Origin of the sequence: Nocardiopsis listeri, from assembly GCF_020741345.1 — a bacterium.
Lineage (GTDB): Bacteria > Actinomycetota > Actinomycetes > Streptosporangiales > Streptosporangiaceae > Nocardiopsis > Nocardiopsis listeri_A.
The window spans coordinates 1-10,012 of sequence record NZ_DYZD01000162.1 but is presented as its reverse complement, the minus strand read 5'-3'; the positions used below and the strand labels follow the sequence as shown (position 1 = coordinate 10,012).

At 70.8% G+C, this 10,012-nt stretch carries 6 protein-coding genes, 1 pseudogene and 1 riboswitch; of the genes and pseudogenes, 3 read left to right on the top strand and 4 right to left on the bottom strand.

The genetic code is table 11. The annotated features are described in order from the left end of the window. Window positions 1-1,495, bottom strand: a 1,495-nt coding sequence (locus K8V84_RS09225; protein WP_304073025.1) for a 5-methyltetrahydropteroyltriglutamate--homocysteine S-methyltransferase, incomplete at its 3' end; no start/stop codon positions are given. A gap of 139 nt (window positions 1,496-1,634) precedes the next feature. Next, window positions 1,635-1,854, bottom strand: a riboswitch (cobalamin riboswitch). A 185-nt stretch (window positions 1,855-2,039) separates the two neighbouring features. On the opposite strand from K8V84_RS09225, the gene K8V84_RS09220 reads away from it, so the two are divergent. Next, window positions 2,040-3,668: a polysaccharide deacetylase family protein gene (locus tag K8V84_RS09220; protein ID WP_304073022.1), complete on the top strand. Its 1,629-nt coding sequence runs from the start codon at window positions 2,040-2,042 to the stop codon at window positions 3,666-3,668. A 258-nt stretch (window positions 3,669-3,926) separates the two neighbouring features. Next, entirely contained in the window at window positions 3,927-5,333 is a 1,407-nt protein-coding gene (locus K8V84_RS09215; RefSeq protein ID WP_304073030.1) for a polysaccharide deacetylase family protein, read from the top strand. A gap of 86 nt (window positions 5,334-5,419) precedes the next feature. Here K8V84_RS09215 and K8V84_RS09210 read toward each other — a convergent pair whose 3' ends face one another. From K8V84_RS09210 to K8V84_RS09200, 3 genes are all read right to left on the bottom strand, one after another. Next, complete coding sequence (locus K8V84_RS09210) at window positions 5,420-6,595, bottom strand: quinone-dependent dihydroorotate dehydrogenase (protein WP_304073027.1); 1,176 nt, start codon at window positions 6,593-6,595, stop codon at window positions 5,420-5,422. Further along, entirely contained in the window at window positions 6,592-7,515 is a 924-nt protein-coding gene (locus K8V84_RS09205) for a PAC2 family protein (protein WP_304073019.1), read from the bottom strand. Before K8V84_RS09205 ends, K8V84_RS09210 begins: the two co-directional genes overlap by 4 nt. 195 nt (window positions 7,516-7,710) lie before the next feature. Then, entirely contained in the window at window positions 7,711-9,459 is a 1,749-nt protein-coding gene (locus K8V84_RS09200) for an ABC-ATPase domain-containing protein (RefSeq protein ID WP_304073017.1), read from the bottom strand. A gap of 145 nt (window positions 9,460-9,604) precedes the next feature. Between K8V84_RS09200 and K8V84_RS09195 the strand changes: the two are divergent. Then, window positions 9,605-10,012: pseudogene (locus K8V84_RS09195) on the top strand (glycosyltransferase); the annotation flags it as partial.

Below are 10,012 nucleotides of genomic sequence, written 5' to 3'. Positions count from 1 at the left end.
AGTACTGGACCATGTCGTTGCGCTCGGGCTCGCCGTGCACCAGCACGTCCAGGCCGATCTCCTCCTGGAGCGCGATCACCCGGTCGATCTCCGCGCGCAGGAGCGCCTTGTAGTCCTCGGTGGGCAGCTCGCCCCTGCGGTGCGCGGCGCGGGCACGGCGCAGTTCGGAGGTCTGCGGGAAGGAGCCGATGGTGGTCGTGGTCAGCGGCCCCAGGGCGGGCACGTCCCGGTCCTGGGGACGCTCGTAGGCCTCCGGGCCGAGGGCGTCCAGACGGGCGCGCACCCGGGCGTCGGTGAAGGCCGGGTCGCGCGGCTCGGACCCGCCCTGGTAGTCGGCGTCGGCGCCCTCGGAGAGCACCCGACCGAGAAGCGCGACCTCCCGGGTCTTCTGCTCGGCGAAGGCCAGGGTGGCGCGCAGCTCGGGCGCCAGGGAGGTCTCGGCGTCCAGGTCGATGGGCACGTGCAGCAGCGAGCAGGAGGTGCTCACCGTGAGCTCGTCGGTCAGGGCCAGGAGGGTGCCCAGTTCGGCGACGGCGGCCGGCAGGTCGGTGCGCCAGACGTTGCGCCCGTCCACCACACCCGCGACCAGGCGGGTGGAGCCCAGCCCGGAGACGGCGGTGAGGTCGGAGGCGCCCTCGGAGTCGGTGACCAGGTCCAGGCCCACGGCCTCGACCGGGGAGTCCTTGAGCACGCGCAGGGCGGCGGCGCCGATGGAGCCGAAGTAGGTGGACACCAGGAGCGAGGGACGCTCGGTGAGCGAGCCCAGACGCCCGTAGGCGCGCTCCAGGTGGTCGACCGCGGCGCGACCCTCGTCGGTGGCCAGGATCGGCTCGTCGAGCTGGACCTCGGTGGCGCCCGCGGCCTTCAGGTCGCCCAGAAGCCTGGCGTAGGCGTCCAGGAGCTGGTCGAGGAGTTCGATGGGCTCCCAGCCCTCCGGGGCGTCCTCGGCGGCCTTGGCCAGCAGCAGGAAGGTCAGCGGACCGACCAGGACCGGGCGGGTCCGGTAGCCGGCCTCGGCGGCCTCACGGAACTCGGCGAGGGGCTTGTCACCGACCAGGCGGGGGCGGGTGCTCGGGGAGAGTTCGGGGACCAGGTAGTGGTAGTTGGTGTCGAACCACTTGGTCATCTCCAGCGGCGGCGCGCCCTGCTCGCCGCGGGCGAGGGCGAAGTAGCGGCGCAGTTGCTCGTCCCGGTCCTCGGCCTGGGCCGGGGAGGTGAAACGGGCGGGCACCAGGTCGAACAGGACCGCGGTGTCCAACACCTGGTCGTAGTAGGAGAAGGTGTTGGACGGGATGTCGTCCACCCCGGCCTCGCGCAGTCGGGCGTAGACGCCCTTGCGCAGGTCGGCGGCGACGGCGTCGAGTTCGGCGGCCGTGGTGTCGCCCTTCCAGTAGGACTCACTCGCGCGCTTGAGTTCGCGGGCGGGGCCGATGCGCGGGTAACCGTGGACCGTGGAGCGCACGGACGGTCCGGTGGTCGCGGGGTTGCTGACCATGAAGCTTCTCTCCCTCGTCGAAAGCCGGGTACCGGCCACGAGGAGCGGCGAGGAGCGCGGCACGCCGAGGGGCCCACCCGGGGCGCACGTGCCTGACGACCTCGGCCCTCCCACGGGGCTCGGGACCACCGGCGGCACAGGTGCGCCGCCGGGTGGAGGCAGGTCTTCGGACTCGTGGGCGTTTCCGACGCTGTGCGCCGGTCGTCCTAATGATCACCGCTTCCCGGTTTTCCGACTTTTCCGGTCGGATCACCAGTGCTTTTGGCGACGCTCGTTCCCACATACCGCTGCGGGGCAGTCCCGGATTCGCACCGGGTTCCCTCTTTCGACACACTCCGACCTACCGGAGCGGGCTCCGGGAATCGATGGTGGGAGTGTGTACCTTCCACGCCTGCAAGTATAGGGAGCACCCCCTTCGCCCCTGCACCCGGCGTGACCCCTTGGCCCGGAGCACACGAGCGAACCCATTTCGCGTGCCCGGCATCACACCCGATACCAGCGTTACGCGAAAGACCCCCGTCCTTTCGCGAACGTTCGTCTGACGATGAGCGTGGAGAGCCCCCAGGTGAAGCAGCAAGACGGTCCCAGCATGGCCCCCGACCGCCCCGTTCTGACGGCCGCGATCGCGATGGTCGTCCTCACGGGACTGGTGCTGTCGGCGACACGACCACCGGGCCCGCCCGAGGGCGGAGTCATCGAGAGCATCACACAGAACGTGGCGGTGGACACCGACGACGACCTTCCGGCGGAAGGGTCCGATGAGGGGACGACCGTGGTGGACGCGGCGGCGCTCCCCGGCACCGAGGAGACCTCGGTCGACTACGAGGGCGACAGTGAGGTGGCCGTCGTCTACCCGGCCATCCCCAACGCCGACCCCCTCACCGACTTCCTGGACCGCACCTTGACCGCCCAGGTGCACGCCTTCGACGCCGCCAACCCCGGAGCGGTGTCCTTCGAGGGCGAGTGGCGACTGACCGCCGCCCGTGACGGGGTCGTGGGTGTGCGGATCACCACCACCGAGACCGACTCGGAGGAGACCCGCGTCGGGCACAGCACCTACTGGTACGAGACCGACGACGGCTCGGTGCACGGTTCCAGCGGTCTGCTCGCCGGCCAGGACGAGCTGGCCACGCTCAACGCCCTCGTGCTCGACGGGGTCCCGGACACCGTCGCCACCGGGTCCCTGTACCCCATCAGCGGCCTCTACGACTCCCTCGCGTTCAGCCCCGAGGGTGACCTGATCGTGGAGTTCGACGACGGACAGGTCGCACCCACCTCGGAAGGGCGCGTCGACGTCGTGATCGAACGCGACGAGGCCGAGGAACTGCTGTCGGATTTCGGGGTGCGGGCGCGCGACGCCGCGACCAAGGGCGTCGAGGAGTTCACCGTGGCCGCGGCCCCCGAGGCCGAGAAGGACGGCACCGGCGTCACCTCTCCCGGTGAGTTCTCCCCCGTCGACGACGGGATCGACTGCGCCGACCCCGAGACGCGCTGTGTGGCGCTGACCTACGACGACGGCCCCGGCGGCCGGACCTCCGAGCTGCTGGACACGCTCGCCGAGTACGACGCCAAGGCGACCTTCTTCGTCACCGGCCACCCCGTGATGGAGAACCCGTTCACGGTGCGCCGCACCTACGCGGAGGGCCACGAACTGGCCAACCACACCCTGTCCCACCCCGACCTGGCCACACTCGGCGCGGGAGGCGTGCGCGCGAACCTGGACCCGGTCCAGGCGCTGGTGTACCGGGAGACCGGGTACACGATGGACCTGATGCGTCCGCCCTACGGTTCCACCGACGACACCGTCGCCCAGGTCACCGAGGAGATGGGCCTGGCCCAGGTCCTGTGGAGCGTGGACACCAACGACTGGAAGGACCGAAAGGCGGGCGTGGTCGCCGACCGGGCCGTGGACGGCGCCTCGGAAGGGGCGATCATCCTGATGCACGACATCCACGACACCACCATCGACGCGTCCCGCGAGATCGTCCGTGAACTGGACGAACAGGGCTACACCATGGTGACGGTGTCGCAGCTGCTCGGCACCCCGGAACCGGGTCGCAGCTACGTCGACGGGGTCCCGGAGGTACCCGAGGACGAAGAGGCCGAGGAGGCCGCCGAGACCGAGGGGGACGACGATGGGACCGGTGAGGACGCCGGCGACGAGGACGACTGACGGGGACCCTGGGATTACCGGGCCCGGGGCGCTGACCACATGTGGACAGCGCCCCGGGCCCGGCGTTCTTCTCCCTTATGTTGCTCCCAACAGGTGCGGGAGCATCCGTTCTCAGGGAGAGGGAGTCGGGTTTTGTCGTCGAGCGAGAACGCACCGGGACGCACCACCACCCGGCGCCGTGGAGGCCGTGGGGGACGGCTCTGGTCCGGGGCCCTCACGGTCGCCCTGGCCCTCCCTCTCGCCGCGTGTGATCAGGACATCGCGGGCGACGACGATCCCGAATCGATCCGGGTGCTGTCGGCGGAGGCCGATGACGGCGTCCGGGAACGGACGACCGGCCCCGAGGACTACGAGGACCACCCCTACGTCCCGGAGGCCGAGGTCGAGCTCTCCGTCGCCCTCCCCGAGTTCGCGAACGCCGAGCCCTTCACCGAGAGCCTCGCCGCCCGAGCCGACGACGAGGTCCGGGACTTTCGCGCCGGCACCCGTGACCCGGTGGCCCTGGACATCGGCTGGGAGCTGGTGGCCGCCGGCGACGGAGTGCTCGGGGTGCGACTCCTGCGCACCGAGGAGGACATGCACGGCCTGCGCGAGGGCCACTCCACCTACTGGTACGACGGGACCACCCGACACACCGCCTACTCCACCGAACTGCTCGCCGGACAGGAGGAGCTGGACGCGCTCAACGACATCGTCCGCGAAGACCTCTCCGAGGACGCGGAGGTCGACCTCGACTCCCTGTTCCCCGTCCTGCGCACCTACGACTCCATCGGCTTCAACAGTGACGGCGACCTGGTGGTGGAGTTCGACGACGGGCACCTGTCGCCCGTGGAGGAGGGACACGTGCCCTCCGCCGAGTTCGGCCGCAAGGTCGTGGTGATCGACCACGAGACCGCCGCGCCTCTCCTGTCCGACCTGGGTCAACGCGCTCGGGAGGCCTCTCTCGTGGACGAGGCCGACCTTTCCCTGCCCGCCGCCGAGGACGACGACGCGCAGGACCCGCCACCGCCCGGGGTGTTCGTCCCCCACCTCCCGGACGTGAACTGCCAGGACGGCGACACCCGTTGCGTGGCGCTGACCTTCGACGACGGCCCCGTGGAGGCCACCCCGCACCTGCTGGACATCCTGGCCGAGGAGGAGGTCACCGCCTCGTTCTTCCTGAACGGAGGCCCCACCCTCACCCGGCCGGGGGTACTGCGTCGTGCCTACGCCGAGGGCCATGAGATCGCCGGCCACGGCGACCTGCACGACCCGATGAACCGGATGGACGCCGAGGAACTGCCCGGCCAGATCGCGGCGGTGGGAGCGATGATCCGCAGACAGACCGGACACACGGTGGAGCTGTTCCGACCTCCGTTCGGCGCCACCGACGAGAACGTGCACGATGCCATCGCCGAGCAGGAGCTGGTGGAGACCATGTGGACGGTGGACAGTCGGGACTGGGAGAACCTGAAGCGCGACGAGATCGTGGAGAACGTGGTCGGCCGGGTGGAACCGGGCGCGGTGGTGCTGATGCACGATCCGCTGCCCGAGACGCTGGCGGCCGTCCCAGAGATCATCGAACGCCTGCGGGAACTGGACTACGTGTTCGTCACCCCGACCCAGGCGATGGGCCACCCCGACCCCGGATACAGCTTCCCCGAGGACTGGGACGGCGACTGGTAGGCGGCTAGGGCGAAAACGACGACGCGGCCGGTGGGCGGATCCCCACCGGCCGCGTGTGTCGTGTGCGCGATATCGGGCGGCCGGGGTCAGCCGGCCTCGGTGGTCTCCGAGACCACCTTCAGGGCGGGGCCCGGGGCGTCCACGCCCACGGCCTCCTGGACCGAACGGTAGCCGGCGGCGCGCACCAGGCGGGCCAGCCCACGGTGGATGCGGCGCGGCCACAACGGACCGCCGTAGATCAGTCCGGTGTAGCCCTGCACCAGGGTCGCTCCGGCGCGGATGCGCGCCCAGGCGTCCTCGGGGGTCTCGATACCGCCGACGGCCACCAGGGTGACGCGGTCACCGACCTTGGCGCGCAGCCGGCGCAGCACCTCCAGGGAACGCGCCTTGAGCGGGGCGCCGGACAGGCCACCGGCGCCGGCCTCCGTCACCCGCTCCTTCGGAGTGTCCAGCCCGTCGCGGGAGATGGTGGTGTTGGTGGCGATGATCCCGTCCAGGCCCTCGGCCAGGGCCAGGTCGGCGACGGCGTCGACGTCCTCGTCGGCCAGGTCGGGGGCGATCTTGACCAGCAGCGGCAACTCGGGGCGGCCGGCCTCGGCCAACGCCGCGCGGACCGCCGCCAGCAGGGGGCGCAGCTGTTCCACACCCTGGAGGTTGCGCAGGCCGGGGGTGTTGGGCGAGCTGACGTTGACGACCATGTAGTCGGCGTAGCGGGCCAGTCGCAGGGCGCTGAGCGCGTAGTCGGCGGGTGCCTCGGCCTCCGGGGTGACCTTGGTCTTGCCGATGTTGACCCCGAGCAGGGGGCGTTCCCGACCGGCGCGGCCGGCCTGGCGTTCCAGGCGGTCCTGCTCGTGGTGCAGCCGCTCGGCGACCAGGGCCGAACCCTCGTTGTTGAATCCCATCCGGTTCACGATGGCTCGATCCGCGACCAGGCGGAACAGGCGGGGCCGTGGGTTGCCGGGCTGGGGGTGGGCGGTGACGGTGCCCACCTCCACGTAACCGAAGCCGAGCGCGGCCAGGCCGCGGGGACTCTCCGCGTTCTTGTCGAACCCGGCCGCCATGCCCAGGGGGCCGGGGAAGTCCCGGCCCAGGGCGTGCACGGTCAGCTCGGGCTCACGCGGTCCCAGGACCCGGGTCATGGCCTCGGCCACACCGGGGACCGCGGTGATGCCGCGCAGCGCGGCGAAGCTCAGCTTGTGGGCCTTCTCGGCGTCCATGTGCCGAAGGACCGAGCTGAAGAGGATCTGGTAGAACACGGCTATCCGTTTCCGTCGCCCTCGCGCTCTGCGAGGAAGCGTTCGAGTTCCGCGCCGAGTTCGTCGGCGGTGGGCAGGCCTGCTTCGTCCTCGCCCAGTGGGGAGCCCGGGGTCTCACCCTCGGAGCGCGAGGACATGATGTCGTCGTACTGGCGTTCCAGGTTGGCGACCACGCGCTGGATCTCCTCGGAGGCCGCGACCTGCTCGGCGATCTCCACGTCGGTGCTCGCCGCCGTCTCCTCCATGTCGGTGGTGGACACGGCAAGGCCGGTGGCCCCGGTGACGTAGCCCAGGGCCGCGATGGCGGCGCGCGGGTACTGGGACTGGGACAGGTAGCTGGGCACGTGGACGGCGTAGCCGATGAAGTCGTGGCCGCGCTCGCCCAGGCGGAACTCCAGCAGCGACACGGCGCTGCCGGGTACCTCGACCCGACCGATCCAGGGAGTGTGACCGGCGACCAGTTCGGGTCGGGTGGAGTGCGGGGTGACCGTCACCGGGCGGGTGTGCGGAACCGCCATGGGGATTCCATGGGTGCTGACGGACAGCGAGACGGTGAAACGGTCGACCAGCTGCTGGACGGCGGCGACGAACAGCTCCCACTCGCGGTCCGGCTCGGGGCCGTGCAGGACCAGGAAGGGCGCGCCCTCGTCGTCGTGCATCCGGTACAGGGCCAGCTTGGGCGCCGTGTAGTCGATCCAGGTGTTCTCTCGGAACGTCATCGATGGTCGACGGTCGCGGTAGTTCACGAGCCGGTCGGTGTCGAAGGTCGCGATCTCCTCGGCGGCGAACTGTTCGAAGAGCGCCTCGGCCATCTGCCGTCCCGCGTGTCCGGCGTCGACGAAGCCGTCCAGGCAGACCAGCATCGCCTGCCCGGCGACATCGTCGAAACCGGGGTGGAGTTGGTACAGATCTGCGGGGTCACGCACCGGATTCTCGTCTCCAAAGGGGTCGGGATCGCAGGGCGGCACTCACACCGACATCGGTCCGGGATAGTCCGTTTCGATGTCCTTCGGGGTTACCGCACCCTGCGTTTCCACAATACCGACCCGCCCCGACCAACGACCGGCCTCGACCCCCTCCGGGTGACCACGGCCACACCCGGGGCGGTCCCCGGTGTGGGATCAGCGTTGTTCGGCCACGCGCATGCTCCGCAACCGGTTGAGGACCGCGGCGATCTCCTGCCTGCGCGGCAGCGCGTAGTCTCCGCCGAAGTCCTCGCCGAGCAGGGTCACGCCCCGCCCCGCCAGGCTCTCCTCCAGGGAGTCCAGGGCCTCGGCCAGGGTCCTCTCACCGTCCAGGTGGCCACCGGTGACCAGGGAGCGCAGCGCCAGCCCGGCTCCGGTGATCTGTCCGGCGTCGACGAACTGCTCCACCGCGCGCACGTCGATGTCGCTCTCGCCGAACACCAGCACGTCCATGTCGCGTCGCTTGAGTTTGGACCGGCCCCGGTCGGTGCGATCGTCCACCGACGCGCGGTCGACGACCCGGGCGCGTGGCAGCGCGAACTCCGCGTCGGTTCGGTCCCCGGCCAACTCGCGGGCGCGTTCGGTGACGTCGTGCGGGTGGTAGGCGTCCAACATGATGACGTGGTCGGCCACGTCGAAGTAGTCGCCGCTGCCGCCCATGACCAGCACGGTCGACACCCCGTGCTCGCGGCGCAGCGGGCGCACCAGGTCGACGAAGGGCACCAGGGGTTCGCGGTCGCCGTGCACCAGGGACTGCATGCGTTCGTCGCGGATCATCAGGTTGGTCGCGGTGGAGTCCTCGTCCACCAGCAGGGTGCGCGCGCCGATCTCCACCGCCTCGCAGATGTTGGCCGCCTGCGAGGTGGAACCGGAGGCGTTCTCGGTGCGGAAGTCGCGGGTGTCGGCTCCGGTGGGCAGGTTTCGCACGAACGGGCTGACGTCGACCCGCTCCACCCGGCGGCCCTCCTCGGCTCGGATCTTCACCGCGTCGTCCCTGGTCACCACCAGTTCCCGGCCGTCCTCGGGCACGTGGTCGTAGACCCCGCGCTCCAGGGCGTGCAACAGGGTGGACTTGCCGTGGAAGCCACCGCCCACGATCAGTGTGATGCCCTCGGGCACCCCCATCCCGGTCACCGTGCCCCGGTGTGGCAGGTCCACGCTCACCCGCAGGGATTCGGGGGAGGCGAAGGGCACCACGCCCTCACCGCGCATGGGTTCGTCGCTGATCCCACTCAAACGGGGCAGGATCGCCCCGTCGGCGACGAACGCCACCAGCCCGCGCTCGGCCAGGGAGGCGCGGAGCGCGACGGTGTCGGCCACACTGTCGGCGAAGGCCCTGGCTGCGGCCTGGTCGATCTCCTCCCAGTCCAGGTCGTCGACCAACTCGGGGACGGTGCGACACAGCTCGCGTTCGGCGGTACGGCCGTCGATGCGTCGCCCGTGCCCGGGCAGGTCCAGGCCGATCCGCAGATCCAGGGAACCGTCCGCGCCCACCTGGCAGGACGAGCGCGCGATGACCTCCTGGCCGCCGGTGTCGATCCGTAGCAGCGACCCCTTGAGTCGGCGGCGGGCCAGTCGGCCGAGGAAGTCCGCGGTGGCCCGGCGGCGTACCGGGTCGGCGTAGGCGCCGTTCGGGATCCCGGCGTCGGGACGGAGGATGCGCACCCGCGAGGGTGGCGCGAACGGGTCGGCCTGGACCCGCTGCACGGTCAGGGTGAAGTCGCCGAAGTCCCAGTCGCCCTTGAGGGACTTGTAGCGCCCGTAGGAGGCACCGTCCATCTTCAGCAGTTCCTGGGACAGTCGGGCGTCGTCGCGCACGCCGCGGATGGGTTCGGGTTCGGGCCTGCGTCCGCCGCCCCCACGGCCCCCTCCACCGCGGTGACCGTTCCCCTGACGTCCCGACATCGTTTCCCCCAGTTCGGTCTACTGCACTGCCCCGCCAGGTTAGGACTTTCCCGAAGTTCTCGCTCCGAGCCTGTGGACAACGTCGCCGTGTCGTGGACCGGGCGGCTACGTTTCCTAGAAGCCCTTCCAGACAAGGAGTTCCGCCGTGAACACGGTCCTGTTCGCCCCGGAGACCTTCAACCTCGCCGAGACCACGCGGGCCATCGAGGTGGCCCGGTGGTCGCGGGAGCGGCACGAGCGCGTGTTCGCGGGGTACTCCGAGCGCTACGCGGGGCTGATCGAGGAGGCGGGGTTCGAGTACCACGCGCTCACTCCCCCGCTCAGCGAGGAACAGGCCGACCAGGCGATCCGCTTCGACCAGGGCGCCGGGCTCGAACACCCCTTCACTCCCGAGATGTTCCGGGAGCGGGTGGAGAGCGAGCGCGCCCTCAACGCCCTGCTGCGCCCGGCCGCGACCGTCATCGGCAGCACCCTCAGCCAGTTCGTGTCCGCGCGCGCCGACGGCATCCCCCTGGTCTACGTCAAACCGTTCGCGTACTCCTGGCCGCACCTG